This window comes from Amycolatopsis sp. NBRC 101858 (assembly GCF_030269325.1).
GTDB lineage: Bacteria > Actinomycetota > Actinomycetes > Mycobacteriales > Pseudonocardiaceae > Amycolatopsis > Amycolatopsis ponsaeliensis.
Genome location: NZ_BSTD01000001.1, coordinates 1,498,404 through 1,524,742 on the forward strand (window position 1 = coordinate 1,498,404; position 26,339 = coordinate 1,524,742).

Consider the following 26,339-nt stretch of genomic DNA (forward strand, 5'->3'; position numbering starts at 1 on the left):
GTACGCCACTTGACGAGCCGCCGTCCCACGTGGTGATGGCCACGCGCCCCCGCTCGCCGCGAAGGGACGTGTGCTACTAGGTTCGGTACAGGAAACTTGTGTCGAAGACAGAAGGAGGGCCAATGGCCCGCTACGAGCTCCCCGATCTCGACTACGACTACAGCGCGCTCGCGCCGCACATCTCGGGCGAGATCAACGAGCTGCACCACAGCAAGCACCACGCGACCTACGTCAAGGGCGCGAACGACACGCTCGACAAGATCGCCGAAGCCCGCGACGCCGGCAACTTCGGTGACATCGTCGGCCTGCAGACCACGCTGGCCTTCCACCTCGCCGGCCACGCGAACCACGTCGTCTGGTGGAAGATCCTGTCGCCCGAAGGCGGCGACAAGCCGACCGGCGAGCTCGCGGCCGCGATCGACGAGGCGTTCGGCTCCTTCGACAAGTTCAAGGCGCAGTTCACCGCCGTCGCGACGACGATCCAGGGCAACGGCTGGGCCGCGCTCTCCTGGGACCCGATCGGCAAGACGCTGATCACCCAGCAGCTGCGCGACCACCACAACAACCTGGTCCTGCCGACCGTGCCGATCCTGCTGGTCGACGTCTGGGAGCACGCGTTCTACCTGGACTACAAGAACGTCAAGCCGAAGTACGTCGAGGCCCTGTGGAACATCTACAACTGGGCCGAAATCAGCAAGCGCTTCGACAACGCCGTCGCCGGCGGCAACGGCCTGCTGCTCGGCTGAGCACCCGGTCGCAAAACGGGGTCCTTCCGCACGGAAGGGCCCCGTTTTTCGTCGACGGGTGAAATCGCTTGACCTCGAGTGCGGTCGAGGTGTGAGAGTTGAGCCATGGACGTTGACGCGTATCTGGCGCGGCTGGGTGTCGACCGGCCCGCGGCCGCCGACCTGGGGACCCTGCGCCACCTGCAGGAACGCCACCTGGCGACGGTCCCGTTCGAGAACCTGAGCATCCACCTCGGCGAGCCGGTCGAGCTGGCCGAAGCGGCGTTGGCCGACAAGATCGTGCGGCGCCGGCGCGGCGGTTTCTGCTACGAGCTCAACGGGCTTTTCGCGGCCCTGCTGCGCGAACTCGGGTACACCGCCGCACTGCACGCGGCACAGGTCTTCCGCCCGGACGGAACGCCCGGCCCGCCGCTGGACCACGCGGCGATCGTCGTTTCCCTGGACGAGCCGTGGCTGGTCGACGTCGGCTTCGGCCGGTTTTCCCGGCACCCGCTGCGACTGTCCGGCGTGGACGCCCAGGCCGACCCGGACGGCGAGTTCCTGCTGCTGGACGCGCCCCACGGCGACATCGACGTCCTGCTGGACGGCAAGCCGCAGTACCGCCTGGAGCGCCGCCCGCGGCCCCTCGCGGACTTCGTCCCGATGGCGTGGTGGCAGGCGACGTCCCCGGAGTCCCATTTCACGAAGTCCCTGACGTGCTCCCGCCCGACGTCCCAGGGCCGGGTGACGCTGTCGGGCGACCGTCTGATCGAGACGGTCGACGGCGTCCGGCACGAGGTCGTGCTGCCGACGGAGGCCGCGATCCGGATGGCGTACCGCGTCTACTTCGGCCTCCCGCTGACGCGCCTGCCCACGCCACCGGGTGAGAGTCCCTTGACGAGCGGTGCGCTCAGCCCGACACTGCCGTGAACGGACACGGCCGGGAATGAACGAAGCCCCGGCCTGGGGTTCCCAGGGCCGGGGCTCCGTCCGTTCCCGAACTGACTGCCGCTCCCACCACGAAGCGGACATGTATGAGGTTAGCCTAACCTCACCTCTCGGGCAAGAGGCTCGTTGAGGAGACCCGCATCTCACTCGTTCGAGTGAGCCCGCCTGCGGAAACCCCCCTATTTCTGTCGGTGCGTGCCGATACGGTTACGCCGTGAACATGAGGGGGATGCAGAAGGACCGCACCGTGCTGATCGCCGTCTCGCTGACGGCGGTCTTCGCGGTGCTGAGCGGGCTGGCCTGGTTCCTGACCCGCGACTCACCGGAAGATGCGCCCAGGTCGTTGCCGTCGGCCTGGCCGACCGCGGGCGCCGAGCCGATCCGCCCGGTCCCGCTGCCGACCGGCGAGATGGCTGCCGCCCTGCCGTTCGGGACCGCGGGGCAGGTCCTCTGCAACGCCGTCCCGGTGGAAACCTGGGCGCGCGTGCTGGCCGGTCCGGTCCTGCGCGAAGCCGCGAACGGTATCTGTCACGTGGTCACCGCCGACCTGGACGTCACCGCGAGCACCTACGACCGCGCCCCGGTCGACGGAGGCCAACCGGCCGGGATCACCGTCGCCGGGCACCGGGGCACGCTGGGCGAAAGCCCGGTCGGCCCCGCCGTCCTGACCGTCCGGCTCGCCGACACCGGCGAACGGTGGGCGGCACCGGAACTCCAGCTCCGGATCGTGAGCCTGACCCGCGTCCGCACCGAGCGCGACTTCCGGGGGATGGCGGAGGAGCTCGGCACGGCGATGGTCGGGGCGATCACCTCCCCGGGGCCGTCGCTGCCGAGCGAAGCGGAGCGGCAGCACCCACCCGAGCTGACCCCGATCGCCGGCACCGGCATCGCCGACGCCGCCTACCCGCTGATCATGCGGCAGCTCTGCACCCAGCTGGCCCGGGCGCTGGAACTTCCCCTCGCCGAAGTCCAACCCGACTGGCCCTGCACGTGCGCGCACAAGGCCGGGGAAGCCGAGATCAAGCTCTCGTACGACCCCGACAGCACGACTAAGTACTTCGGCGACCGCTTCGCGGGCCGCCCGGCGGACGTGAGCGATTCGGGCGGCGTCATCGAAGTCCAGCTCGTCGACGGTTCCGCCCAGACGCTCGTCGTCAAGGTGTACGACCTGGACCGGACCATGCCGGGGATCCGGGACCTGGCCGGGAAGGTGGTGCCCCCGCTACTCGGCCGCTAGACCTTCGCCCGCTTGAGCACCCGGAGCCCGAACCCCCGCTGAACCGGCCACGAAACCCCGCCCCGCCGGATCAGCACGACCGCGCACACCACCGCGGCCAACGCCGAGACCGCTCCGCCGATGTAGAACGGAGACCGCCCGCCGAACGCCTGCGCCATCCACCCCACCATCGGCCCGCCGATCGGGTTGCCGCCGATGAGCACCAGCACGTACAGCCCCATCACGCGGCCGCGCATCTCGGGGCTGACCGACGTCTGCACCAGCGCGTTCGCCGTGTTGAGGAACGTCATCGTGGCGAAGCCGAGCGGGATCAGGCCGAGGCCGAACGTCAGGTACGTCGGCATGAACGCCGTGATCAGCTCGAACACGCCGAGGAAGAACGCCGACACCAGCATCAGCCGCACCCGCGGCCGGCCCTTCGTGCCGCGGCGGGCCGACATGATCGCGCCGGTGAACGTGCCCACCGCGACCAGCGTCGACAAGAGCCCGTAGCCGTCGGCCGCGGTGTGGAACACGTTCGCCGCGACGATCGGGAGGGAGGAGAAGTACGTGATGCCGAACGTGCTGACGAACAGCACCAGCACCATCACCGTCATCAGGTCCGAGCGCCGCCGGACGTAGCGCAGGCCCTCGGCCAGCTGCCCCTTCTCGCGCGGCACCGCCGCGACGCGGAACAGCTTGTCCGGGTTCATCAGGACCAGCCCGGTGATCACCGCGACCGTGCTGACCGCGTTCGCGATGAACAGCCAGCCGGTGCCGATCCAGGTGATCGCGAACCCGGCGATCGCCGGGCCGACAATCCGCGCCATGTTGAAGATCGACGAGTTCAGCGCGACCGCGTTCGCGATCTGGTCCCGGCCGACCATTTCGGCGACGAACGACTGCCGCGTCGGCACTTCGAGCGACGCCGTGATGCCGAGCGTGAAGCACAGGACGTAGACCTGCCACAGCGCGACGAGCCCGGTGATGTCGAGGACGCCGAGCACCACGGCCTGCGAACACGCCGCGGCCTGGATCCAGGTCAGCAGCCGCCGCTTGTCGACGCGGTCGGCGAGGACGCCGGCCCACAGCGAAAGGAACAGGGTCGGCGCGAACTGCAGCGCCACCGCGATGCCGAGGGCGATCGGGTTGTTGCCGCTGAGGGTGAACACCAGCCAGTCCTGGGCGATGCGCTGCATCCAGGTGCCGATGTTCGAGATGACCTGGCCGGTGAAGAACAGCCGGTAGTTGCGGACCCGCAGCGACGCGAACATGCTGCCGCGCTTGGATGGTGGCGAAGCGGACGGCGGTGGCGCCGTGTCCCGGGTAGCAGTGGTCTCGATGGAACGTTCGATTTCGCTACCCGTGGCCGTCACCGTGGTTAGTTCCCCGCCATCCTGTCTATGATTTCGGCGGCTTTCGAGAGCACTTCGCGCTCTTCGTCGCCGAGTTCCGCCAACTGCCGATCCAGCCACGCTTCTCGCACGGAGATGGCCTTCTGCACGTAGGCCAGTCCGCTGTCGGTCAGCTCGACGATGGCCTGCCGGCCATCGGTCGGGTGCGGGCGCCGCTCGACGAACTGCATCTCCTCGAGCGCGGCGATCACCCTCGTCATCGAGGGCGGCTGGACGCCTTCCTTCGCGGCGAGCTGACCCGGGGTCAGCGCACCGCACTTGTGCAGGGTGGACAGCGCGGCGACCTGCGTCAACGTGAGGTCGTCCCCGACGCGCTGTGCCCGCAGCCGGCGGTTGAGCCGGACCACCGCGAGACGCAGACGGCTCGCCAAGGAGCGTTCGTGCGTGTCGCCGGACATATAGTTAGCATACCTTACGAAACTTCGTCCCTTCAGGTGATCTCCGTCAACCGCAACCCGCGAGACGCTCGCGCGTCCACCTCGAAGGAGAACCTGGGGGTCGGATGAACAAGAAGCTGGTGGGTTCGGCCGTGGTCGGCGCGGCGGTCCTGGCGATCGTGGCGGCGCAGTTCTGGCGCGGCGAAGAGGCTCCGGCGGCCGCACCACCGCCGCCGTCGCCGTCGATGCCGACGACCACCACGCTGCCGTACCAGGCGTCCTTCGAGGCCTACAACTTCCCCGACGTCGCCGGCGGGCGCGGCTGGTCGATCCAGATCCCGGTCCCGTCCGGCTGGACCGTGACCCACCAGAACGACCGCGCGAGCTACCGCAGCGGTCATCTCCTCCTGGAGACCGACAAGGTGCCGATCACGCAGGAGGACGCGCTGAGCGGACTCCAGGCCATCGCCGCGAAGGCGCACCAAGACGGCTCGGTCGTCAAGCCCGTACAGGCCGGTGACATCGGGGACGCGGCGGAATGGGACTACACCTATCTCCGCGACGGCCGCTACCCCGAACGGGTCGCGGTCATCGGGCTCGGTGCGGGCGACAGCCTCGTCACGATCCGCTACGAGGCGCCGCCCGCCGAGTTCGACCCCAACCGCGGCGTGCTGGACGCCGCGATGAAGGTCAGCGCGCCGGGCTGATCAGCTGAACGCCGCCTGGAGCGGGCCGACCGCGAAGTACGCCACGAACGCCAGCGCGATCACCCACATCAGCGGGTGCACCTGGCGGGCCTTGCCGGTCGCCGCGCGGATCACGACGTAGCTGACGAAGCCGGCGCCGATGCCGTTGGCGATCGAGTACGTGAACGGCATGACGACGATCGTCAGGAACGCGGGCAGCGCGATCGAGTAGTCGGTGAAGTCGATGTCGCGGACCTGCGCCATCAGCATCGCGCCGACCACGACCAGCGCCGGCGCGGCCGCCTCGACCGGCACGACCTGGTAGAGCGGCGTCAGGAACATCGCGGCGATGAACAGCACGCCGGTGACGACGTTCGCCAGGCCGGTCCGCGCGCCTTCGGCGATCCCGGACGCCGACTCGACGAACACCGTGTTCGAGCTGGCCGAGCCGAACCCGCCGGCCGCGCCCGCGAGACCCTCGACGAACAGCGCCTTGCCGACGTTGGGCAGCTGACCGTCCTTCGGCAGCAGGTCGGCCTCCTTCGCGAGGCCGGTCATGGTGCCCATCGCGTCGAAGAAGTCGGCCAGGACCAGCGTGAACACCAGCAGGCAGACGGTGATGATCGGCAGCCGCGTCCAGGCGCCGAACGAGACGTCCCCGACCAGCGAGAGGTTCGGCAGGCCGACGACCTGGTCCGGCAGCGCCGGGTAGCCGAGGTTCCAGCCCTTCGGGTTCGTGCCCTGCGACGGCCCGGCCTTGACGATCGCCTCGACGACGATGGCCAGCACGGTCGAGGACAGCACGCCGATCAGGATCGCGCCCTTGACCTTGCGCACGACCAGGATGCCGGTGACCAGCAGGCCGACGACGAACACCGCGGTCGGCCAGGAGGCGATCGAGCCGTTGATGCCCAAGCCGACCGGGACGGTGGTGTGCGCGGCGTCCGGCAGCCGGCGGACGAACCCGGCGTCGACCAGGCCGATCAGGCAGATGAAGACGCCGATGCCGACCGCGATCGCCGACTTCAGCGACGCGGGCACGGCCCGGAACACCGCGGTCCGGAACCCGGTCAGCACGAGCGCCACGATGATGACGCCCTCAATGACGACCAGGCCCATCGCTTCCGGCCAGGTCATCTGCGGGGCGATGGTGACCGCGACCAGGCTGTTGATGCCCAGGCCGGTCGCGATGGCGAACGGGTAGTTCGCGACGAGCCCCATCAGGATGGTCATGACGCCGGCGACGAGCGCCGTCACCGCGGCGACCTGCGGCACCGGCAGGATGCCGCCGAGGAGGTCCTTGTGCGCACCCGCGTCGTCGGCCGAGAAACTGCCGATGATCAGCGGGTTCAGCACCACGATGTAGGCCATCGTGACGAAGGTGACCAGACCGCCGCGCAGCTCGCGCGGCACGGTCGAACCCCGTTCGGTGATCTTGAAGAACCGGTCCAGTGTGGACGTCCCGGTGCGGGTCGTCTCCTGCTCCGCCATTCGCCTGCCCATTCTGTCGCTGCTGCGGAGTACCCTGCACCTCGTGAGTGATCCGAGCAATCCACCGGAGGTTACGGGCTCGTTGCGGCCCACGCCGGAGCTGCCCAAGAAGCTGACCGACCTGACGCCGGTGGTGATCGTAGGCACCTCGATCTGGGCTGTCGCGCTGGTGGTGCTCTTCTTCACGACTTCGGGGCTGTGGGTGCAGACAGCGCTGTCCGGGTTCGTGCTCGGGTTCATCGGCCTGGCGATCATCGGCTGGCAGCGGGCGGCCGCCCGGCGGGGCTCGAAGTCGGCGCAGCGGCTCTGAGCCCTATGCCAGCAGCGTCCGCGGCGATGGGTCGTCGAGCAGCGCGGTGATCAGGTGCCGGTCGGGCCAGCGCTCGGCCGCCCAGGCGAACGCGCGCGCCAGGCCTTCGGAGGAGTCGGCCGCGTGCAGGCGGCCGTCGGACCACCACTGGACGTCGTGCTCGGCGCCCTGGATCGAGACGGTCAGCGGGTCGTGCACCAGGACGCCACCCTCGGGCAGGCGGATGCCGAACTGGTCGGCGACGAGCTTCAGCGCGGGCAGCTCGGCCCACGGCGCGTACTCGCCTTCGCTGGTCACGGTGGCTTGCTCGGTACTGGCGAGCGGGAGGTCGAGCAGGTCCGCGAGGCGCTCCGGCTCGTCGGGCGCGACGACGTACTGGTCGGGTTCCAGTGCCCCGGCCACCCAGGGGACGTCCAGCACCAGCGCACCGTCCACAACGGACCCGTCGGCGGCCCGGACCGCTTCCGGCGGGCGGGGTTCGAACCCGGACTCGACAACGGCGTCGTAAGCGCGCGTGGTCAGTCCGGTCGAGATGGTCCGTTCCGGATCCGCGAGCCGCTTCAGGACGTCTTCGGCTTCGTCCACACTGGACAGTGCCAGGTCGGTGCGCACCCCGGCGGTCTCGAGCAGTTCCTCGCTCAGGCCAAGGTCGGGTACCTCGTCGTAGAGCCCGGTCAGGTCGGCACTGGGCAGGCGCCACTCACTCGGGGCGAGCCCGCCGAGCACGGCGTACTGCGCGATCCACCAGGCCGCGTGCCCCCGCGGCGCGCGCAGTGCGGGCAGGGTCTCGGGACGCGCGGCCAGCAGTTCGAGCGCGGCGGGCCAGGAGTCGTCGGCGACCAGGTCGAGGTCCCGGATCGCGACGAGCGTCGACGGCGGTTCCGGCAGCGAGTCCCACCAGGCTTCCTCGTCCGGCAGGTCGTGGTCGGGCTCGTGCGGCTCGTCATCGAGGACCACCGCGAACGAGTCGAGGACGCCGGCGGCCTTGAGCGTGCCGTCCGGCCAGTCTTCGGCGAAGTCCTCGTCGAGGACGTCGAGTGCACCGTCCTCTTCGAAGACCTCTTCGTCGAAGATGTCGATGAGCGGCGACGTGGGGAGCACGAGCTCGTCGGCGCGTCGCCAGGTGTCGGTGGCGGGCAGGGCGAGGGCGCCGACCCATCGCGGGGCGTCGTCCCCGCAGTCGGCGATCAGCCGGAGGACGGCGCCCGCGAGCGTCGTACCGTCCAATCCGGACCGGACGTCTTCGACACTGCGCTCGACGGCGTCGCGCAGCTGGTCGGCGTTGAGCAGCTCACGAGCGTCGGCTTGCTTGGCGCCCAAGCGTTCCAGCAGCGGGTGCGACGCGGCGGGATGCACCAGCCGCAGCCCCGGAATGTCCACATCGGATAGGAGTTCGAGCAGTTCGGCGGATCCCTCGACCAGCAGGCATCCCCGCGCTCCGGGCAGCGTCCGGCCGTCGGAGAGCGGAACGGGCAGCCCGTCCAGCCGCTCGCTCGCGAGCGCGTGGGACTCGACCGCCTTGGCGAGAGCGGCGTAGACGTCGTGCCACCAGCCCGGTTCCCTGGCGACGCCGGTCAGCGTTTCCAGCACCTCTTCGACGCTGATGACCTGCACCGCAACGGCTTTCAGCACACCGGCGGGCGCAATGCCCTTGAGCAGCCCGGGAACGACGTCGGCGATCAGTTCGGGCAGGCCGGGCACGTCGACGTCGAGCACCTTCGCCTGCCGCCCGGCGACTTCACCACCGTCCTGAGTGGACAGCCACGGCTCGGCGCTGAGGTCGGCCAGCACTTCGTCGCGCAGCTTCGCATCCACAGTGGACTTAGGAAAGCCCGGCGCGGGCACGAGCGCGTACCGCTGTTCCGGCGGCAGCAACCGCACCAGCCGGACGTATTCCTTGGCGGCGTTCTCGAGCGCCTTGTCGAGTTCGGCCCCAGGCAGGGCCCGACGCCGTGAAGGTTCGACAGGCACGGAGGCGAGCAGCCTCGCGGGCAGCGAGAGCCCGTCGTCGGTCGGGGTGGGGGCGCGCAGAACATCTTCGCCGAGCGGCTTCGGAACCCCATCGGAGTCGACCGGCACTGCCCAAACGACGTCACCGCGGTGAGTCAGCCACCGGGTTTCCCCTTGCGGGCCCCGGATTTCGACGACGTCTTGATTGGTCTTCCGAGTCCAAACGCAACCGTCCACATCGGCCTCGGCCAGCCACGGCAGGGCGAGGAGCAGGTCCCCGATGTCGTCGCCGAGCTGGTCGAGAAGAGCCCGCCCGTCGACGTCATCCCGCAGCGGCAGCCGGACTTCGGTGTCGAAGCCGGCGGGAACGTCGGCCACCACCGGCCAAGGCAGCCGCAGGACGGGAACGTCCCCTTCGATGTTCGCGGCAGCGCGCGTTCGCTCGGCGGAAAAGACGACACCACCACTGGTGGAGACGACGACGGGAGCATCGGAAACGGTGCGGACGGCAGCAAAACCGACACCAAAGCGCCCGACGGTATCCCCGGTCTTCCCGGACGCCCGCAGCGAGGCGAGGGAAGCGACCCCACGCGCATCGAGCGGAGCGCCGGTGTTGGCGAACCTGAGTTCCCGGTCCACAAGGGACACCCGAATCCGCCCAGGCCGCCCCGCAGCCATGGCGGCATCAGCGGCATTCTGGGCGAGCTCGACGAAGAGCCGATCCCGATAGGCCCCAACGCGCAGATCGTGCTCGACGTTGGTGTCTTCGAGAAGCCGAGTGGGCGAGTCCTGCCAGGAGCGCAGGGTGGAGTCCCGAAGCCGCGCGGTGCCGAAGGGATCGGCCCCGTCCGGCTCAGTGACGCCGCTGCTCATCAGCCTGGCCGGCCTCAGTTTCACCGGCAGGGGGCTCCGAGGTGACCACATTGTCGGTCAGAGCGGCTGCAGGCAGCTCGTCATCCTGAGCGGGCTCGGATACCTCGGCAGGCTCAGGAACATCCGCAGCGACGGGAGCTGCGGCCTCAACCGCATCAGCCGCCTCGACCTGAGCGGGCTCAACTTCGCCGGTGACCTCAGCCTGCGTGGGCTCCGAGGGCTCCGAACCATCAGCCGCGACCGGAGGCGCCTCAGCAACGGGTGCGGTAATTGCATCGGTGACCTCGGCCTGCGTGGGCTCAGCCTCAGCCGCCTGCGGCTCAGCGGCCGCATCAGTGGCTTCGGCCAGCGCCGACTCGACATCGGTCGCAACCGCCTGCTCGACATCGGCGACCTGAGACGCAGCGTTGCTCGCCTCAGCCTGAGTCGGCTCAGCCGCAGCGTCGGCCGCCACCTCGCTCTGCTCGGCATCGGCAACCTGCCGCCCGGTGTTGGTCACCTCAGCCTGAGCCGGCTCGGCAACGGCAGCAGCCTCGGCCGCCTCGCTCTGCTCCGGCTGAGCCTGCTCGGCATCGGTCACAATCGATTCGGCGACGGCAGCCTGCGGCTCGGCAACCACATCGGTCGGCTCAGCCTGAGCCGTCGCCACCGCATCGGCCGCTTCGCCCTCGGTCGTGGAGGCCTCAACCTGTGCCGAGCCGGACTCCACCGGCTCGGCAACGTCGGCTCGCTCGGTACCGGCAGTCACATCAGTCGCCTCGGCTCGCACCGGCTCGGCAACTACCTCGGCCGGGGCCGACTCCGCTGCAGTCCGCTCGGCCGCCGCATCTGTCGCTTCACCCTCGGCCGCGACCGTCTCGGCAGCCGCATCGGCCACCTCGACCTGCGCCGCCTCGGGCTCAGCCGCAACGGGCTCAGCGATCGCACCGGCCGCATCGGCCTGTGCGTGCTCCGCCGCGGGAGTCTGCGGCTCGGCAACCACATCGACCGGTTCTGCCAGAGCCGACTCCGCCGCACTCTGCTCAGCCACCACCGGCTCGGCAGCAGCACGCGTCACATCGACCTGCAGCGGCTCAGCCTCGGCCGCAACCGGCTCGGCCGGGGTCGGCTCCGCAACAATCCGCTCAGCCGCTTCACCCTCGGCCGCAACCGGTTCGGCAACCACACTGGCCGCCTCAACCTGCGCCGGCTCGGCATCGGCCGGCTCAGTCGCCGCGCTCTGCTCAGCCACCACCGGCTGGGCAGCAGCACCTGCCGCATCGGCTCGCACCGGCTCGGCCTCGACCGCCACCGGCTCGGCAGCAGCACCAGCCGCATCGGCTCGCACCGGCTCGGCCTCGGCCGCCACCGGCTCCGCAACCACCCCAGCCGCTTCCGGCTCCACCTCTGCCGGCGACACGTCCGACTCCGCGATCGCCGTCTCCGGCTCGGCCGCCGCCGTCTCCACCACCTCCGCCGACGCCGACGTCGGCGTCGGCGCCGGCGCCGGGGTGAAGTCCAACAGCGAGTCGTCGTACACCAGCTCGGCCACCGGGACCGAGGACGTCACCTCGACCTCTACCTCCGAGTGCGCTCCGCAGCCGTACTCCACGTCCACCACGTGGCCGTCCGCTGGGGCGATGTCGTTGCTGCACACCCCGAACACTCCGCGCAACGAGCCCGCCAACGGCACGAAGAACCCGCACGTCCCGCACACGTCCGGGGCGCTGCGGGCCATGTCCGAACGCGGCCCGAACTCGCCGCCGTGCCAGCGGGATGCCGCCTCCGTGCGGCCGAACCTGGACAGCACGTGCACCCGCCCGAGGCCCGCGTCGCGGGCGACGTCCTCCACCGCCGGGTCGTCCGACTGCAGGTACGCCGGGGCCAGGCGGGGGTCGTTCTCGTCCGTCGGGAAGATGTCGCCGACGCCGAGGTCGCCCGCGCGGACCCGGCGCTCCCACGGGACCCACGCCGGGGCGATCAAGGCCGACGGCCCGGGCACCAGGACGACCTCGCTGACCGTCACCGGCTCGTCGTCGCCCGCCAAGGCGACCGTCACGCACCAGCGCCAGCCGCGATACCCCGGGACCTGGGCCTCGAACAGGTGACTCGCCGTGACCGCGTCCTCACGCGAAACACCCACGTGGGTGCCGATCTGCTCCTCGGGCGTTTCGTCGAGCACTGCCGCGCGCGCGAACTCCACCGCATCGGCGAGCTTGCGCTGCACGGAACCGTCATCGAGGGTCAGCAGCAGCGTCATGCGGCCAATTGTGCCGCACGCATCCTCGGCGCCCGTGCCAGGCTGTTCATGTGCGCACGCCGATCATCACCACGCTGCTGGTGGCCGCCGCGCTGGGCGGCTGCGCCAGTGCCCCCGGCCAGGAGACGAGCCCGGAACAGCTGACCGTCCAGGTGGTCTCGACCCTGCCGCACGACCCCGCCGCCTTCACCGAAGGTCTCGAGTTCGCCGGCGCCACCCTCTACGAGAGCACCGGCCTCGCCGGGCAGTCGACGCTCACCGCGGGCCCGGCCGGCGGGCCGCCCACGACCACCGCCACGCTCCCCTCGCCGCTCTTCGGCGAGGGCGTCACCGTCCTCGGGCCGACGCTGTGGCAGCTCACCTGGCAAGACGGCTTCGCCATCGAACGCGACGCCAAAACCCTCGCCGAGCTGCGCCGGGTCAAGTACGAAGGCGAAGGCTGGGGGCTCTGCCACCAGGCCGACGGCCGCCTCGTCATGAGCAACGGCTCGTCCCGGCTGACCTTCCGCGACCCGAAGACCTTCGCCGTCACCGGGAGCGTCGACGTCGGGCGCGACCAGCTCAACGAACTCGAGTGCGTGGGCGGCGACGTCTACGCAAACGTTTGGCACACCGACACCATCCTGCGCGTCGACGCCGCCACCGGACACGTCACCGGCGTGATCGACGCAGGTCAGCTGCGCGCGCGGCTGAACCCGACCGGCACCGAAGACGTGCTCAACGGCATCGCCGCCGTGCCGGGCACGGACGAATTCCTCCTCACCGGGAAGCAGTGGCAGGTCACGTTCCGGGTGAGGTTCGTCCCCAAGAACGACTGAAGCACGGATGAGCAGGCGGAACCGACCCCCGGTAAGGCAGGATTGAGACGTGGCACTCTTCGGCTCCCGCTCCGACGGCTCCGGCTCGCAGCCGCGCGGCCGCAAGTCGAAGCGACGCTGGACGCCGGAGCCGGGCGCCGCGCAGGCCAAGCCGTGGCGGGAGGCCGTCGCCCCCACCCGGGCGGAGCACACCCGTGTCGAGCACCGGAGCGCGCCGCCGCCCACCCGCGTCGAACGGCCCGTCCCGCCGCCGCCTCCGCCCCCTGCGCGCGGCGGCTACTACGGCGAACCCACGCCGAACGAACCCCCGCCGATGGCGCCGCGGCCGCAGCGGGGCGCGCGGCCCTACGACCCGAACCGCACCGAGCCGGTCCGTCGCGAGCAGCCCGGCTTCTACCAGGGCGAACGCCGTCCCGGCAGCGGCGAGTACGAGCACTACGACACCGGTGGCTACGCGGGCGAGCCGCGGCCGCCCGAGGCGGAGCCCCTGCCGCCGCGGGAGGAGCCGCACACCCCGGGTGGCACGCCGAAGCTGCCGAAGAAGATCACCGTCACGCGCGTGGCGGCGATGCGCAGCCGGCAGCTGACCGGCCAGGCCGTCGGCGCCTTCCAGCGCGCGACGAAGGCCGACGGCGCCGAGAAATCGGGCCTAACCTCGCTGACCTACGCCGTGATGCTGAACTACGCCAGCGACGCGGCCATGGCGATCGCGCTGGCCAACACCCTGTTCTTCGCCGCGACCAGTGGCGAGAGCAAGGGCAAGGTCGCGCTCTACCTGCTGATCACGATCGCGCCGTTCGCGCTGGTCGCGCCGGTGATCGGCCCAGCGCTCGACAAGGTGCAGCGGGGCCGGCGGCTGGCGATGTGCGCGTCTTCGGTCGGCCAGGGGCTGATGGCCGTCGTGATGGCGCTGCACTTCGACGACTGGCTGCTCTACCCGGCCGCGCTCGGGATGATGGTGCTGTCGAAGTCGTTCACCGTGCTCAAGGCCGCGGTGACGCCCCGGGTGCTGCCGTCGGAGATCACGCTCTCCAAGACCAACGCCCGGCTGACGACGTTCGGCCTCGTCGCCGCGGGCGCGTTCGGCGCGCTGGCCAGCGGCATCAACGCGATCTCCGGCTCGGCGGGCGCGCTCTGGTTCACCGCGCTGATCTGCGTCGCGGCCGCCGTGCAGTCGATGCGGATCCCGGCCTGGGTCGAGGCGACCGAAGGCGAGGTGCCGACGTCGCTGCTGGCGCACCCGACGGAGAAGAAGCGGCGCCAGCCGATGGGGCGCCACATCGTCGTCGCGCTGTGGGGCAACGGCTCGGTGCGCGTGCTCACCGGCTTCCTGATGATGTTCGCCGCGTTCGCGGTGAAGGCCCAGACCGAAGGCAGCGGGCAGACGCCGTTCATGCAGCTGCTGCTGCTCGGCGTGATCGGCGCCGCCGCGGGCGCCGGCGGGTTCCTCGGCAACGCGCTGGGCTCGCGGCTGCACTTCGGCAGCCCGGACCAGGTGATCGTCGGGTGCGTCGCCGGCTGCGTGCTGGCCGCGCTGGTCGCGACGATCCTGCCCGGTTTGGCCACGGCCGCGATCGTCGGCCTGGTCGGCGCGACGGCCAGCGCGCTGGCCAAGATCAGCCTCGACGCCGTGATCCAGGAGGACCTGCCCGAGGAGTCGCGCGCGTCGGCGTTCGGCCGCTCGGAGACCGTGCTGCAGCTGGCCTGGTGCTTCGGCGGCGCGATCGGCCTGCTGCTGCCGCCGACGTACTGGATCGGCTTCATGGTCATCACGATCCTGCTGGCGGTCGGGACGACCCAGACGTACCTCGTGCGCCGCGGCGGCTCGCTCGTGCCGGGGCTCGGCGGCGACCGGCCGCTGCGCCCCGAGCCGACCGGCAGCTTCCCGGCCCAGGGCCTGCCCAGGGACCCGTCGGCCCGCCGGTAGGGTCTGAGCCCATGCGACGTTCCCGGGTGGTGGCCCTGCTTGCGGCCGGTGGGTTCGCGGTGGCCGGCTGCTCGGCGCCCGGCCCGGCCGAGGTCACCTTCTACGCCGACGGCCACACGATCAACACGACGCCGGTGCTGTCGTGCGACTACTCCCAGCAGCTCGCGCAGCCGTGCAGCGCCAAGGGTGACACGAAGACGCTGAAGGTCCGCCCGGGCAAGCCCGTGCAGATCTCGGTACCCGGCGAGGTCGCGGACGCGCCGTGGCAGATCGTCTACGAGTACGTCACCCCGCAGGGCGAGTTCAAGCAGAGCGACCCGATCCCGTTCACGTCACTGGACCGCTACGCCTACACCGTCACCCCGCCGACGCCCGCCGACCGCATCTCGGCGGTCGACGTGCAGAAGTACACCGCCGTGCTGAACTCCAGCACCGGTGAGTCGGGCCTGCTGCCCAGTGACGTGTGGGGTCTCCGGCTGGAGGCTTAGGGATCCAGGTCCCGGGCCACCGCGCGCATGATCTCGCCGATCTGCTTGGTGTGCTTGCGGTCCGGGTAGCGGTTGCGCCGCAGGTCCGGCTGCACCTTCAGCTCGAGGAGCTTGATCATGTCCTCGATCAGGCCGTGCAGCTCCTCGGCGGGGCGGCGGCGCGCCTCGGCGACGGACGGCGGCGGGTCGAGCAGCCGGACGGAGAGCGCCTGCGGACCGCGGCGGCCGTCGGCGACGCCGAACTCGAGCCGCTGCCCGGCCTTGAGCCCCTCGACGCCCTGCGGCAGCGCGGCCTTGCGGATGTAGACGTCGGCGCCACCGTCCTGCGTGACGAAGCCGAAGCCCTTCTCCGCGTCGTACCACTTGACCTTGCCGGTCGGCACTTCCCTCACCAATCCTTCTGCTGTCCTGCTCACGACGAACGCGCCCGGGGGCGTACCCAGGGCGCGCTCCTGAAAGGGTATCTCGCCACATGCCCTGGGGAGAAGTCGATACCGGCGGATACCCTCTGCGTCATGACGACCGCGACGAAGGAGGCCACCGTGGCCGCCCCCGGCAAACCGTTTCTGATGCGGATCGGCATCGGCCTGTTCGCCCTCGGCATGCTCGCCGTGCTGACGGTGTTCATCATGTTCGCCGCCGGTCTGGAGAACCTGCCGATCTGGCTGTCCGTCGGCGCCGGCGTCGTCACCCCGCTGGGCCTGCTGCTCGGCCTGCTGGCACTGGTCTTCGAGGCCAGGGCCAAGAAAGCCGACTAGGGCACGCCCGCGAAGGTCCGCTCGAACCAGTCCGGGAACTCCGTCAGCGACTCGAACACGACTTCGGCGCCTTCGCTCAGCAAGAGCGCGCGGTCGCACGGGCCCGTCGTGACGCCGACCGCGATCGCGTTCGCGGCCAGCGCACCGCGGATGTCGCCGGCGTGATCTCCGACATACACGCGCGCGTCGTGCGCCAAGAGCGCCTCCGCCTTCTGCGTCGACCACAGTTCGCCGACGACCTCGTCGACGTCCAGGCCGAGCGCGTCCACGTGCAGCTGCGCGTTGGGCCCGTACTTGCCGGTGACGACGAGCGTGCGCCCACCCGCCGCGCGGACCGCGCGCAGCGACTCGACCGCGCCCGGCAGGGCCACGGTGCTCGGCACGACCATGTCCGGGTACAGCGCGCGGAACCGGTCGACGAGACCGGGGATGCGTTCCTCCGGTGCTTCGAAGCCGCGCAGGATGTCGTCGAGGGGCGGGCCGAGGTTGGCCGCGAACGCGTCACCGTCCAGCGGCAGGCCGGATTCGGCGCCGAGCGCGTTCATCGCCGCGGCCATGCCCGGCCGCGCGTCGATCAGTGTCATGTCGAGGTCGAACCCCACCGTGATGCCCACACCAGCACCGTAGCCGGGACCACTGACAGATTTACATGTCAACCGATCATGTACAGCGCCTTGACAGCGGAGACATCTGTGTCAAGGTGAGAGTGTGACCAGCTTCACTGACCGGACGAAGGCGTCCCTCCGGGAAGCCTTGCTCGACGCCGCCGCGGACCTGCTCCCGGAAGGCGGTTACGCGGGGCTGCGGATGGCCGACGTCGCGGCGAAGGCCGGGGTGAGCAGGCAGACGGTCTACAACGAGTTCGGCAACAAGGCGGCGCTGACCCAGGCGGTGGCGCTGCGCACCGCGTCGGAGTTCCTCGACGGGATCCGGCGGCGGTTCGAGACGGCGGACGGGCTCCTGGCCGGCATCCACCACGCCGTCGTCTACACGATCGAGCACGCGCGGGAGAACCGCCTGGTCGCGGCGGCGCTCGGCACCGAAGCCGGCGAAGACCTGCTGCCACTGCTCACGACCAGGGGCGAGCCGATCCTCACCGCGGCCGCCGACCTCGCCGCCGAGCAGTACCGGGAGTTCGAACCGGGGCTTTCGGCCGAGGCGGCCGCGTTGCTCGCGGAGACCGTGGTGCGGCTTTCCCTGTCACACCTGGTGCTTCCCACGCATTCGGCGACCGAAGCCGCCGACTCCGTCACCGCCGTGCTGGCCCCGACCATCCGCCAATTCGTCCACAATGGAGTGACACGATGACCGACACCCTCTCCGAGCTGCGGACCGGTTTCTCCTCGCTGCGCAAGGGCGGCCTGAACTGGGACTCGTTCCCGCTGCGCCTGTTCGCCAAGGGGAACAAGAAGTTCTGGAACCCGGCCGACATCGACTTCAGCCGCGAGCGCGAAGGCTGGGACACGCTCAACGACGAGCAGAAGCGCAGCACGACGTACCTCGTCGCGCAGTTCATCGCCGGCGAAGAGGCCGTCACCGAGGACATCCAGCCGTTCATGCGGGCGATGTCGGCGACCGGCCGCTTCGGCGACGAGATGTACCTGACGCAGTTCTGCTTCGAGGAAGCCAAGCACACGGAAGTGTTCCGGCGCTGGATGGACGCGGTCGGGCTGACCGAGGACCTCCACCCGTACGTCGCCGAGAACCCGCACTACCGCAAGCTGTTCTACGAGGAACTACCGCAGTCGCTGCGGGCGCTGGAGGACGATCCGAGCCCGCTCAACCAGATCCGCGCGAGCGTGACGTACAACCACGTGATCGAGGGCAGCCTCGCGCTGACGGGCTACTACTCGTGGCAGCTGATCTGCACCCAGCACGACATCCTGCCGGGCATGCAGGAACTGGTCCGCCGCATCGGCGACGACGAGCGCCGTCACATGGCCTGGGGGACGTTCACGTGCCGCCGCCACGTCGCGGCGGACGACTCGCTCTGGGACGCCGTCCAGCAGCGGATGGGCGAGCTGCTGCCGCACGCGCTCAACATGATCCAGTGGGTGCAGGACCAGTTCGAGGAAGTGCCGTTCGACAACGACCCGGAGGAGATCATCCAGTACGCGGCGGACCGGGCCCAGCGCCGCTTGGGCGCGATCGAGTCGGCGCGCGGGATGCCGGTGGAGCAGATCGACCTGGACTACTCGCCCGAGCACCTCGAGGACACCTTCGGCGAGGAAGACGCGAAGGCGATCGCGGAAGCGGCCGCGGCGGTCTCCTGACCGTCAGGCGTGCTTCGTGGACGCCGCGGCCTCCAAGCCCAGGAGCGTGATCGACTTCTCGCGCATCTCGACCTTGCGGACCTTGCCCGTCACCGTCATCGGGAACTCCTCGACGACGTGCACGTACCGCGGGATCTTGTAGCGCGCGAGCTTGCCTTCGCAGAACTCGCGCACCTTCTCCGCGGTCAACGGCTGCGCGCCCTCGCGCATCCGGACCCAGGCCATCAGCTCCTCGCCGTACTTCTCGTCCGGGACGCCGATGACCTGCGCGTCCAGGACGTCCGGGTGCGTGTAGAGGAACTCCTCGATCTCCCGCGGATACAGGTTTTCCCCGCCGCGGATGACCATGTCCTTGATGCGGCCGGTGATGTTGACGTACCCGTCGTCGTCCATCACCGCCAGGTCGCCGGTGTGCATCCAGCGGGCGGCGTCGATCGCCTCGGCCGTCTTGTCCGGCTGCTCCCAGTACCCGAGCATCACCGAGTAGCCGCGCGTGCACAGCTCACCCGGCTCGCCGCGCGGGACCGTCAGGCCGGTTTCCGGGTCGACGACCTTGCTCTCGAGGTGCGGCCCGACCCGCCCGACCGTCGACACGCGACGCTCGATGGAGTCGTCCGCGCGGGTCTGCGTCGACACCGGGGACGTCTCGGTCATGCCGTAGCAGATGGACACCTCGGCCATCCCCATCCGGTCGATGACCTGCTTCATCACCTCGACCGGGCACGGCGAGCCCGCCATGATCCCGGTCCGCAGCGACGACAGGTCGAAGCTCCCGAAGTCCGGGTGGTTCAGCTCGGCGATGAACATCGTCGGCACGCCGTAGAGGGAAGTGCACTGCTCGGCGGCGACGGCGTCGAGGGTCGCCTTCGGATCGAACGCGGGCGCCGGGATGACCATGCACGAGCCGTGGCTGGTGCACGCGAGGTTGCCCATCACCATGCCGAAGCAGTGGTAGAAGGGCACCGGGATGCACACCTTGTCCTGTTCGGTGTAGTTGCACAGTTCGCCGACGAAGTAGCCGTTGTTCAGGATGTTGTGGTGGCTGAGCGTGGCGCCCTTGGGGAAGCCGGTCGTGCCCGAGGTGTACTGGATGTTGATCGGGTCGTCGGCGGAGAGGGCGGCCTGCAGCTGCGCGAGCTGGGCGGGATCGCCCTGCCAGCCGGCGTCCATCAGCGCCTGCCAGCTCTCACCGCCGAGGATCACGACGTGCTCGAGCCCGGCGCACTTCTCGCGCACCTCCTCGACCATCGCGGGGTAGTCGGAGGTCTTGAACTTGTCCGAGGCGACCAGCAGTTTCACGCCGGCCTGGTTGAGCACGTACTCGAGCTCGTGCGACCGGTAGGCGGGGTTGATGTTGACGAGGATCGCACCGATCTTCGCGGTCGCGTACTGGAGGAACGTCCATTCCGCCCGGTTCGGCGACCAGATCCCGACCCGATCGCCCTTCCCGATGCCTTGCGCGACGAGGCCGAGGGCGAGCGCGTTCACCTCGGCGGCGAGCTCCCGGTAGGTCCACCGCCGGCCGGCGGTCCGGTCGACGAGGGCGTCACGTTCCCCGAACGCGGCCACCGTCCGATCGAAGTTGTCACCGATGGTGTCCCCGAGCAGCGGAACCTCGGAGATCCCCGAGGCATAGCTCGGCAGGGCGGGCGCGTCAGGCATGGTGCCTCCCGTAGACGTCTTCGTCGGGCCTGGTGAGTCTAAGAACGGAACGCGCCGGTCGCGACTGCTCGGAGCCGTTTCGAGATCGGGGCGTCGGGCGCCCAGCCGGGAACAGGCGGAACCGGCACCACCCTGAGCGCAGCCGCACCAGCGGCCGGCCCACGTCGGAGCGACACCGGTTCTCACACCGGCCCGCCGATCCGGAATCACCCCCGGCGGCACCGGCCCCGGTTCCCGCGCCGACCCGTTTCGAGATCGGGGCGCTGGTAATGTCCGGACGGACTTCGAGGGGGCGATCGATGGCCGGCCAGGGGTTTCGCGATGAGCTGACCCAGTTGCTGCAGGCTCGGTACCCGCTGCTGGTCGTCGAGACGCACGAAGAGCAGCGGGTGCTGCGGGAGATCCGCGCCGTCGCCGAAGACCAGCAGCGGCTGCGGACTCCTCGGCGCGTCTACGTCTGGTCCTCCACCACCGGCCTCGCGCCCGCCGGCGGCCCGCCGATCTCCGAGACCCGCGCCGCGTCCGCCGCGCTTGAACGCGTCTACGGCTGGGGCGAGCCCGCCGTCTTCGTCTTCGCCGACCTGCACCCGCAGCTGGTCTCCGAAGGCGGCCACCGGCCGGATCCCGAGGTCGTGCGCCGGCTGCGGGAGCTCGCCGCCGCGTTCAAGACCCGGCCCGTGCCGCTCAGCCTGATCCTCGTGTCGCCGTCGCTGCCCGTGCCGCCGGAGCTGGAGCACGACGCCACCGTCGTCGACTTCCCGCTGCCCGACCAGCGCCAGATCGGCGAGCTGCTCGACGGCATGGTCGCCGCGCACCGGCAGAACGTCCGGATCAGCATCGACCGCGACGACCGGGACATGATCGTCGCCGCCGCGCGCGGCCTCACCCTCCCCGAAGCCGAGAACGCGTTCGCCAGGGCGCTCGTCGAAGGCGGCGGCCTCGACCCCAGCGACCTCGAACTGATCCTCGCCGAGAAGCGCCAGGCCGTCCGCCGGTCCGGGATGCTCGACATCGTCCCCGCGGAGACCAGCTTCGACGCCGTCGGCGGCCTCGACCGGCTGAAACGCTGGCTCACCAAGCGCACCGGCACCTGGACGCCCGCCGCGTCGGCGTACAACCTCGCCGCGCCGAAGGGCCTGCTGCTCACCGGCGTTCCCGGCTGCGGCAAGAGCCTGTCCGCGGTGTGCGTCGCGAACATGTGGCGGCTGCCGCTGCTGCGCCTGGACCTGGGCCGCGTCTTCGCCGGCCTGGTCGGCTCCAGCGAGAAGAACATCCGCACGGTCATCCGCACCGCCGAGGGCATCGCGCCGTGCGTGCTGTGGGTCGACGAGATCGAGAAGGGCCTCGCCGGCGCGGGCGGCGGAGGCGACGGCGGCACCGCGCGCCGCGTCTTCGGCACGTTCCTCTCGTGGATGCAGGAAAAGACGGCGCCGGTGTTCGTGATGGCCACCGCGAACCAGGTCGGCTCGCTGCCGCCGGAGTTCCTCCGCAAGGGCCGCTTCGACGAGATCTTCTTCGTCGACCTGCCCTCGGCCCCCGAGCGCGCCGCGATCTGGCGGATCCACCTGCGCCGGCGCGTCACCGACGCCTTCGTGTCCAGTGAGCTGCGGCTGGACGACGCGCTGTTCGCCGAGCTCGCCGACGTCAGCGCGGGCTACAGCGGCGCCGAGATCGAACAGGCCGTGCTGGCCGGCCTGGTCGACGCGTTCGCCGAGAAACGGCCGCTGCGCCGCGACGACCTCGTGCGGGCGGTGAAGACGACCGTGCCGCTGTCGGTCACCCAGGCCGACGAAATCCTGGCCATCCGGAACTGGGCCGAGACCCGCGCCGTCGCGGCGACGGACACGGAAGCCGAGGTCGAGGCGGCACCGGTCGCACCGCCGCTGCCGGAGTCCCCGAGGGGAAGGACGATCGACGTATGACGCACCGCGTGACCGTCACCATCGGCAAGGACGGCTCGATCAGCGCCGAAACCCACGGCGTGACCGGGTCGAAGTGCCTCGACTACATCCCGCTGCTCGAAGACCTGCTCGGCGCGGAGACCGTGACGTCGGAGTTCACCGAGGACTACCGGCGCACGTCGGCTTCCGCCGAAGACACCGCGTCGCAGCAGCAGTCGCAATGGAACTCCTGAACCTCCACCGGATCGTCGACGTCACCGCGGCCGAAGGCCCCGGCCTGCGGTGCGCGGTGTGGACGCAGGGCTGCTCGGTGCGCTGCCCCGGCTGCTTCAACCCGCAGACGTGGACGACCCGCGGCGGGACGCTCGTGCCGTGGCAGGACCTGGTTTCGCGCGTCCTGGCCATCGAGGGCATCGAAGGCGTCACGCTGCTCGGCGGCGAGCCGTTCGACCAGCCTTCCCCCTTGGGCGAGTTCGCCGCGGCCGTACGCGCTGCGGGGCTTTCGGTGATGACGTTCACCGGGAACGTCCTGGAGGAGCTGCCGCCGTCGAAGCTGCTGGACTCGACGGATCTGCTGGTCGACGGTCCTTTCCTGGCCGACCGGCCGGAGCTGTCCCGGCCGTGGGTGGGCTCGGTCAACCAGCGCTTCCACTTCCTGACCGACCGCTACGACGAGTCGATCTTCACCACCCCGAACCGCCTGGAACTCACGATCGCCCCGGACGGCGCGATCGAGCTGAACGGGTTCGCCACCACCGAAGTACTCGAAGCGCTGCTCGAAGGGGACCACCGATGAGTGTCACGCTCAAGCTGCGCAGCGAGGCGCTGGCCCAGCTCAACGCCGCCACGATCGCCGCGCACCTGCAGGCTGGCGTGGTCACCGTGCGGACCCGGATGCGCCACCGCGACCTCCTCTCCCGGGCGCTGACCGGGCTGCGCGCGCAGGTGACCGACGACGGCAACTCGGTCGTCGCCGCGTGGGAGGGACGGCGGATCACGTTCGTCTACGGCCCCGAGGGCGTCCAGCTGGCGCACGTCGACGGCCCTGGCCTCGCCGAGGCCGAAGCCCAGCGGCTGGTGCTGTCGGTCGACGAGGCGTACGCGGCCGAAGTGCAGCGCGCCGTCCTCGCCCGGCTGAAGCAGCGCGCGGCTTCGAACGGGATGGTCGTCGAGTCCGAGCGCGTCAACGCCGACCAGTCGATCAGCGTCACCCTGGCCGCCACGTCGTGACCGAGGTCAGGGTCGGGCTGATCGAGTTCGGCAAGGCGCTCAACGAATCGGTCACCCTCCCCGGCCTCGGGGAGCTGCCCGGCGGCCAGGTCAGCCTCGGGCGCGCGGTCCGCGGTGCCCGCGCGCGACTGAAGCGCGCCGACCGGATCCTGGCGGACAACCTGCGCCTCGGGATCATGGTGCGGAAGAAGTTCTTCTCGAGCGACGTCGAGCCGGTGACCGACGCGGGGTTCCTCAAAGACGTCTTCGTCGCGGTGGGGCGGCGCGACCTCGGGAAGGGCGACGCGCTGGAGCTGTACACCGACGACCGGGTCGGCCCGGACCTGAGCCGCCAGGACGGCGTGGCGCAGGTGGTCGCGCCGGCGTACGACCAGCTGACCGGCTTCCACGTGCAGGTGCTGGTCCGCGAAGGTGTCCTGCGCTTCGGGGCGTTGACGACGTTGTCGCGCGGCGGCCAGCCGATGCGGGTGCTCGGGCTGTTCGGTCCCGGGCCGGTGGAGGAACTCTCGGCCGGGCAGCAGGGCACGGTGCTGCTCGGCTTCCAGTGCGACGTGCCGCCGATGGCGGGCGACGCGCTGACCGCGTTCCACGAGCCCTCGCACGACCATTTGGAGCGGCGGGAAGGCGTGGCGGTCGTGCACGGGTCGAACGACCTGGGCAACGGTTCGGTGGTGGCGGCGGTCGAGATCCCGGAAGCGCAGGTCAGCACGGTCTTCACGGTGGGCACGCGGGCGCGGGTGCTGCGGCCGGCGGGGACGACGTTCAACGAGCGGAGCACGGTCGTCGCTTCCGACCTCCGGATCCTGTCGCTGGCCACGGGCGGGGTGGCGGCACGGACGAACGGCGGGGCGCGGACGTTCACCGTCGGGCTGGCGTTCCGGGATCTGCACCAGAACGACACGATCGAGGCCTACGTCCCGGTGGACGCGCCCGCGCTGGCTCCGCCGCCTGTTGCGGCTCCTGTTCCTGTTGCCCTTGTGGACGTCAACGCGGCTTCGGGGCCGGAGCTGGCGCGGCTGCTTTCGCCGGAGCAGGTGGCCAAGGCGCTGGAGGTGCGGCAGCGTCAGGGTGGGTTCCCGGACGTGGAGGCGTTCGGCGTCGCGATCGGGTTGCAGCCACACGAAATCGTCCGCTTGCGCAAACGGGCGACGGCCGGCCGGGTGGCGTTGCGCGAGACGGGTGTGCGGCAGCTCGACATCTGAGCGCGGGGTGGCCGTTCCGCTACGCTCGGGGACGTGCCGGAGGAATTTTCACTGGGCCTGGCTGAGGTCGACACGGCGGTCCGGCGTACCGGTCTTCCGGCGAACTGGCACCCGTTCGAGATCCGCAGCCCCGGCCGCACGCTGGCGGAGAACGAGCGCATCGCGGCTCTTTCCTGGGAGTCCATGCGGTCGCGGGGTCTCGCGGGTCCGGACAAGCTGGACATCGAGGTGGAGCAGACGCTCCGGGCGTGGACCCAGCCGGACGTGCTGGTGATCGTCCGCGCGGTGGAGGAGGGCCGCACGGTGTTCTACCGCGCGGCCATCGGCCACGGCTTAGGGGTGTTTTCGGAGCTGGCGGGCGAGGAGGTCCTGTTCGCCCAGACCCGCCCGGACCGCCTGGCCGACCTGGTGGTGGGCATGCTCCCGGCGTACCGGCCGGTGCCCCTGGCGGAGCTGACGTTCATCGAGCCGGGCACCCGCCGCGACGCGGACGCGGCAACGGAGTTCTCCTCGTGGCCCCTGCACCGCTACGGCACGTTCGAGCTGTCGGTCCGCGGATCTTCCCTGCGCCCGGTGGGAACGGTGACGTTCGTGGACAACGCGGGCGGCCGCTTCCTGATGTTCAGCGAGGCACTACCGGGCGGCGAGACACGGGTGACGTTCACCCCATCGGATGGTTCTCACCTGCGCAGCTGGCTCCACGACCGTGGCCGGAACCACTGACGCGGCCGGTTCGTCACTAGTACAGTGCGAGGAGACCACGCAGGGTGGTGTCGACGACTGGGAGGGCGTCATGAGCGGTTCGCAGTTCGGCGCACCGGGATCGTTCACACCCCCACCTGGTGAGGGGGACGCGGGGTCGAACTTCCTCTCGGGACTGCTGGATGGCCCCACCGACTCCGAGGCCGCACGGCGGGTCAGCGAGGGCGGAAGTCACCTGAAGGGCTTGGCCGAGAGCGGTCAGTTCGCGGTGAACGAAGAGGGGTTCCAGGCGTATATCAAGGCCTGCGACTTCTTCCTCGACGGTTACAGTCGCATGATCCTCGACGTTCGCGAACTGTCAGCTCAGGCCAAGATGGGTGGCAGTGAATACGCCAAGGCCGTCGCTGCTTTCAATGTGAAGGTTGCCGATGGCGACGAACAATCGCTGATTCCCAATCTGCTCCGGATGCGCGACGGGATCCAGCAAGCGCGCGAAGCGATGGTGATCGCGCGCAAGAACTACCGCGAGACAGAGGATGCGCACAGCATGACTTTCAGTCAATTCAACAAGGGGCTGCAAGAGCAGTGACCGCACGACGGGCCGCGGCCGCGCTCGCCGCGTCGGTACTCGCTTTGGCCGCTTGCACGAGCCAGGTGGGTGGTCAGGCTGCGCCTAGCTCACAAGCGACCGGATCGACCACGCCCACCACGAAAAGCGCGACCACCGGCCCGGACGACCCGTTCTCCGGTCTGAGTCCGTGCTCAATCATCGACCAAGCGCTCGCCGGCCAGGACTATCCCAAGGCCGAGCCACTGGTCGCGAATCCGGAGCACGGTTGCCGGACCACCAAGCCGACCTCCGGCGATACACCGGGCGTGGACATCGGGCTTTCCCTGGACTCGGGGCGGGGATACAAGGAAAACGTCGGTAATCCCAGCCAAGCGAGTGAAGGCAACGTCAACGGGCGACCTGCGGTCATGGAACGCGAACCGATGAACTCCCCCGGACAGTGTGACGTGTGGCTGGAAGTGAAACCCAACTCTCGTGCCTTCGTGCTGCTGGCTTCGGGCTCGGATACCGCAAAGGCCTGCCAGCTGGTGGAAGACGTCGCCGCGAAGATCGAGCCGCTCCTGCCGAAGAACTGAGA

Annotated in this window: 27 protein-coding genes; 19 read left to right on the forward strand and 8 right to left on the reverse strand. The window is 70.2% G+C overall.

Annotation, left to right across the window (positions count from 1 at the left end; translation table 11 throughout):
• Window positions 1–122: 122 nt before the first annotated feature.
• From QSK39_RS07160 to QSK39_RS07170, 3 genes are all read left to right on the forward strand, one after another.
• Window positions 123–746, forward strand: a complete 624-nt coding sequence (locus tag QSK39_RS07160; protein ID WP_247017949.1) for a superoxide dismutase — start codon at window positions 123–125, stop codon at window positions 744–746.
• A 105-nt stretch (window positions 747–851) separates the two neighbouring features.
• Window positions 852–1,655: an arylamine N-acetyltransferase family protein gene (locus QSK39_RS07165; protein ID WP_285476837.1), complete on the forward strand. Its 804-nt coding sequence runs from the start codon at window positions 852–854 to the stop codon at window positions 1,653–1,655.
• A gap of 232 nt (window positions 1,656–1,887) precedes the next feature.
• Window positions 1,888–2,910 (forward strand): hypothetical protein, encoded by a 1,023-nt coding sequence (locus tag QSK39_RS07170; RefSeq protein WP_285476838.1) that lies wholly within the window; start codon window positions 1,888–1,890, stop codon window positions 2,908–2,910.
• Here QSK39_RS07170 and QSK39_RS07175 read toward each other — a convergent pair.
• Window positions 2,907–4,163 (reverse strand): MFS transporter, encoded by a 1,257-nt coding sequence (locus QSK39_RS07175; protein WP_285476839.1) that lies wholly within the window; start codon window positions 4,161–4,163, stop codon window positions 2,907–2,909. The genes QSK39_RS07170 and QSK39_RS07175 overlap by 4 nt on opposite strands.
• Window positions 4,164–4,270: 107 nt before the next feature.
• Window positions 4,271–4,702, reverse strand: a complete 432-nt coding sequence (locus QSK39_RS07180; protein ID WP_284743003.1) for a MarR family winged helix-turn-helix transcriptional regulator — start codon at window positions 4,700–4,702, stop codon at window positions 4,271–4,273.
• A 104-nt stretch (window positions 4,703–4,806) separates the two neighbouring features.
• On the opposite strand from QSK39_RS07180, the gene QSK39_RS07185 reads away from it, so the two are divergent.
• A complete protein-coding gene (locus tag QSK39_RS07185) occupies window positions 4,807–5,388 on the forward strand; it encodes a hypothetical protein (RefSeq protein WP_285476840.1) in 582 nt (193 codons plus the stop codon).
• Here the strand turns inward: QSK39_RS07185 and QSK39_RS07190 are convergent, their stop codons facing one another.
• A complete protein-coding gene (locus QSK39_RS07190) occupies window positions 5,389–6,858 on the reverse strand; it encodes an NCS2 family permease (RefSeq protein WP_285477960.1) in 1,470 nt (489 codons plus the stop codon).
• 82 nt (window positions 6,859–6,940) lie between these two features.
• Here QSK39_RS07190 and QSK39_RS07195 point away from each other — a divergent pair, with 82 nt between their 5' ends.
• Entirely contained in the window at window positions 6,941–7,168 is a 228-nt protein-coding gene (locus tag QSK39_RS07195) for a DUF2530 domain-containing protein (protein WP_285477961.1), read from the forward strand.
• A 3-nt stretch (window positions 7,169–7,171) separates the two neighbouring features.
• Here the strand turns inward: QSK39_RS07195 and QSK39_RS07200 are convergent, their stop codons facing one another.
• Together QSK39_RS07200 and QSK39_RS53250 are read right to left on the reverse strand one after the other, a co-directional pair.
• Complete coding sequence (locus QSK39_RS07200) at window positions 7,172–9,991, reverse strand: sacsin N-terminal ATP-binding-like domain-containing protein (RefSeq protein ID WP_285476841.1); 2,820 nt, start codon at window positions 9,989–9,991, stop codon at window positions 7,172–7,174.
• Entirely contained in the window at window positions 9,972–12,230 is a 2,259-nt protein-coding gene (locus tag QSK39_RS53250; RefSeq protein ID WP_502873248.1) for a DUF3027 domain-containing protein, read from the reverse strand. Before QSK39_RS53250 ends, QSK39_RS07200 begins: the two co-directional genes overlap by 20 nt.
• Before the next feature lie 50 nt (window positions 12,231–12,280).
• Here QSK39_RS53250 and QSK39_RS07210 point away from each other — a divergent pair, with 50 nt between their 5' ends.
• Genes QSK39_RS07210 through QSK39_RS07220 form a run of 3 tightly spaced genes read left to right on the forward strand, consistent with a single transcriptional unit; the run spans window position 12,281 to window position 15,463 of the window.
• A complete protein-coding gene (locus tag QSK39_RS07210) occupies window positions 12,281–13,048 on the forward strand; it encodes a glutaminyl-peptide cyclotransferase (protein ID WP_285476842.1) in 768 nt (255 codons plus the stop codon).
• 49 nt (window positions 13,049–13,097) lie between these two features.
• The gene (locus tag QSK39_RS07215) at window positions 13,098–14,975 is read left to right on the forward strand and encodes an MFS transporter (RefSeq protein WP_285476843.1); all 1,878 of its coding nucleotides are present in this window, start codon (window positions 13,098–13,100) and stop codon (window positions 14,973–14,975) included.
• Between the two features lie 11 nt (window positions 14,976–14,986).
• Window positions 14,987–15,463 carry a DUF2771 family protein gene (locus tag QSK39_RS07220; protein WP_285476844.1) on the forward strand — a complete coding sequence of 159 codons (477 nt, stop codon included), beginning with the start codon at window positions 14,987–14,989 and terminating at the stop codon, window positions 15,461–15,463.
• On the opposite strand, the gene QSK39_RS07225 is transcribed toward QSK39_RS07220, so the two are convergent.
• Window positions 15,460–15,846: a cold-shock protein gene (locus QSK39_RS07225; protein WP_086861937.1), complete on the reverse strand. Its 387-nt coding sequence runs from the start codon at window positions 15,844–15,846 to the stop codon at window positions 15,460–15,462. The genes QSK39_RS07220 and QSK39_RS07225 overlap by 4 nt on opposite strands.
• 132 nt (window positions 15,847–15,978) lie before the next feature.
• Between QSK39_RS07225 and QSK39_RS07230 the strand changes: the two genes are divergently transcribed.
• On the forward strand, window positions 15,979–16,221 hold the full coding sequence (locus QSK39_RS07230) for a hypothetical protein (protein WP_284743010.1): 243 nt from the start codon (window positions 15,979–15,981) through the stop codon (window positions 16,219–16,221).
• On the opposite strand, the gene QSK39_RS07235 is transcribed toward QSK39_RS07230, so the two are convergent.
• On the reverse strand, window positions 16,218–16,835 hold the full coding sequence (locus QSK39_RS07235; RefSeq protein WP_285476845.1) for an HAD family hydrolase: 618 nt from the start codon (window positions 16,833–16,835) through the stop codon (window positions 16,218–16,220). The genes QSK39_RS07230 and QSK39_RS07235 overlap by 4 nt on opposite strands.
• A gap of 94 nt (window positions 16,836–16,929) precedes the next feature.
• Between QSK39_RS07235 and QSK39_RS07240 the strand changes: the two genes are divergently transcribed.
• Window positions 16,930–17,529: a TetR/AcrR family transcriptional regulator gene (locus QSK39_RS07240; RefSeq protein ID WP_285476846.1), complete on the forward strand. Its 600-nt coding sequence runs from the start codon at window positions 16,930–16,932 to the stop codon at window positions 17,527–17,529.
• Window positions 17,526–18,494, forward strand: a complete 969-nt coding sequence (locus tag QSK39_RS07245) for a R2-like ligand-binding oxidase (RefSeq protein ID WP_285476847.1) — start codon at window positions 17,526–17,528, stop codon at window positions 18,492–18,494. The genes QSK39_RS07240 and QSK39_RS07245 overlap by 4 nt, the downstream gene beginning before the upstream one ends.
• A gap of 3 nt (window positions 18,495–18,497) precedes the next feature.
• Here the strand turns inward: QSK39_RS07245 and QSK39_RS07250 are convergent, their stop codons facing one another.
• The gene (locus QSK39_RS07250) at window positions 18,498–20,156 is read right to left on the reverse strand and encodes an AMP-binding protein (RefSeq protein ID WP_285476848.1); all 1,659 of its coding nucleotides are present in this window, start codon (window positions 20,154–20,156) and stop codon (window positions 18,498–18,500) included.
• A gap of 299 nt (window positions 20,157–20,455) precedes the next feature.
• Between QSK39_RS07250 and QSK39_RS07255 the strand changes: the two genes are divergently transcribed.
• The 8 genes from QSK39_RS07255 to QSK39_RS07290 all read left to right on the forward strand — a co-directional run bounded on the left by QSK39_RS07255 (window position 20,456) and on the right by QSK39_RS07290 (window position 26,337).
• Complete coding sequence (locus tag QSK39_RS07255) at window positions 20,456–22,078, forward strand: Ycf46 family AAA ATPase (RefSeq protein WP_285476849.1); 1,623 nt, start codon at window positions 20,456–20,458, stop codon at window positions 22,076–22,078.
• Window positions 22,075–22,290 (forward strand): DUF2997 domain-containing protein, encoded by a 216-nt coding sequence (locus QSK39_RS07260; RefSeq protein WP_285476850.1) that lies wholly within the window; start codon window positions 22,075–22,077, stop codon window positions 22,288–22,290. Before QSK39_RS07255 ends, QSK39_RS07260 begins: the two co-directional genes overlap by 4 nt.
• Window positions 22,278–22,853, forward strand: coding sequence for a 4Fe-4S single cluster domain-containing protein (locus QSK39_RS07265; protein WP_285476851.1), 576 nt, complete (start codon window positions 22,278–22,280; stop codon window positions 22,851–22,853). Before QSK39_RS07260 ends, QSK39_RS07265 begins: the two co-directional genes overlap by 13 nt.
• Complete coding sequence (locus QSK39_RS07270) at window positions 22,850–23,287, forward strand: hypothetical protein (protein WP_285476852.1); 438 nt, start codon at window positions 22,850–22,852, stop codon at window positions 23,285–23,287. Before QSK39_RS07265 ends, QSK39_RS07270 begins: the two co-directional genes overlap by 4 nt.
• Complete coding sequence (locus tag QSK39_RS07275; protein WP_285476853.1) at window positions 23,284–24,489, forward strand: hypothetical protein; 1,206 nt, start codon at window positions 23,284–23,286, stop codon at window positions 24,487–24,489. Before QSK39_RS07270 ends, QSK39_RS07275 begins: the two co-directional genes overlap by 4 nt.
• A gap of 33 nt (window positions 24,490–24,522) precedes the next feature.
• Window positions 24,523–25,212, forward strand: a complete 690-nt coding sequence (locus QSK39_RS07280; protein ID WP_285476854.1) for an ESX secretion-associated protein EspG — start codon at window positions 24,523–24,525, stop codon at window positions 25,210–25,212.
• A gap of 70 nt (window positions 25,213–25,282) precedes the next feature.
• Window positions 25,283–25,780 carry a hypothetical protein gene (locus QSK39_RS07285; protein WP_285476855.1) on the forward strand — a complete coding sequence of 166 codons (498 nt, stop codon included), beginning with the start codon at window positions 25,283–25,285 and terminating at the stop codon, window positions 25,778–25,780.
• Window positions 25,777–26,337 carry a DUF3558 family protein gene (locus tag QSK39_RS07290; RefSeq protein ID WP_285476856.1) on the forward strand — a complete coding sequence of 187 codons (561 nt, stop codon included), beginning with the start codon at window positions 25,777–25,779 and terminating at the stop codon, window positions 26,335–26,337. The genes QSK39_RS07285 and QSK39_RS07290 overlap by 4 nt, the downstream gene beginning before the upstream one ends.
• Window positions 26,338–26,339 lie beyond the last annotated feature (2 nt).

Coding starts and splice junctions, on each gene's coding strand:
- QSK39_RS07265 (WP_285476851.1), top strand. CDS start 22,278: ATGGAACTCCTGAACCTCCACCGGATCGTCGACGTCACCGCGGCCGAA.
- QSK39_RS07260 (WP_285476850.1), top strand. CDS start 22,075: ATGACGCACCGCGTGACCGTCACCATCGGCAAGGACGGCTCGATCAGC.
- QSK39_RS07200 (WP_285476841.1), bottom strand. CDS start 9,991: ATGAGCAGCGGCGTCACTGAGCCGGACGGGGCCGATCCCTTCGGCACC.
- QSK39_RS07250 (WP_285476848.1), bottom strand. CDS start 20,156: ATGCCTGACGCGCCCGCCCTGCCGAGCTATGCCTCGGGGATCTCCGAG.
- QSK39_RS07270 (WP_285476852.1), top strand. CDS start 22,850: ATGAGTGTCACGCTCAAGCTGCGCAGCGAGGCGCTGGCCCAGCTCAAC.
- QSK39_RS07245 (WP_285476847.1), top strand. CDS start 17,526: ATGACCGACACCCTCTCCGAGCTGCGGACCGGTTTCTCCTCGCTGCGC.
- QSK39_RS07180 (WP_284743003.1), bottom strand. CDS start 4,702: ATGTCCGGCGACACGCACGAACGCTCCTTGGCGAGCCGTCTGCGTCTC.
- QSK39_RS07255 (WP_285476849.1), top strand. CDS start 20,456: ATGGCCGGCCAGGGGTTTCGCGATGAGCTGACCCAGTTGCTGCAGGCT.
- QSK39_RS07230 (WP_284743010.1), top strand. CDS start 15,979: ATGACGACCGCGACGAAGGAGGCCACCGTGGCCGCCCCCGGCAAACCG.
- QSK39_RS07165 (WP_285476837.1), top strand. CDS start 852: ATGGACGTTGACGCGTATCTGGCGCGGCTGGGTGTCGACCGGCCCGCG.
- QSK39_RS07190 (WP_285477960.1), bottom strand. CDS start 6,858: ATGGCGGAGCAGGAGACGACCCGCACCGGGACGTCCACACTGGACCGG.
- QSK39_RS07285 (WP_285476855.1), top strand. CDS start 25,283: ATGAGCGGTTCGCAGTTCGGCGCACCGGGATCGTTCACACCCCCACCT.
- QSK39_RS07160 (WP_247017949.1), top strand. CDS start 123: ATGGCCCGCTACGAGCTCCCCGATCTCGACTACGACTACAGCGCGCTC.
- QSK39_RS07175 (WP_285476839.1), bottom strand. CDS start 4,163: ATGTTCGCGTCGCTGCGGGTCCGCAACTACCGGCTGTTCTTCACCGGC.
- QSK39_RS53250 (WP_502873248.1), bottom strand. CDS start 12,230: ATGACGCTGCTGCTGACCCTCGATGACGGTTCCGTGCAGCGCAAGCTC.
- QSK39_RS07220 (WP_285476844.1), top strand. CDS start 14,987: ATGCGACGTTCCCGGGTGGTGGCCCTGCTTGCGGCCGGTGGGTTCGCG.
- QSK39_RS07185 (WP_285476840.1), top strand. CDS start 4,807: ATGAACAAGAAGCTGGTGGGTTCGGCCGTGGTCGGCGCGGCGGTCCTG.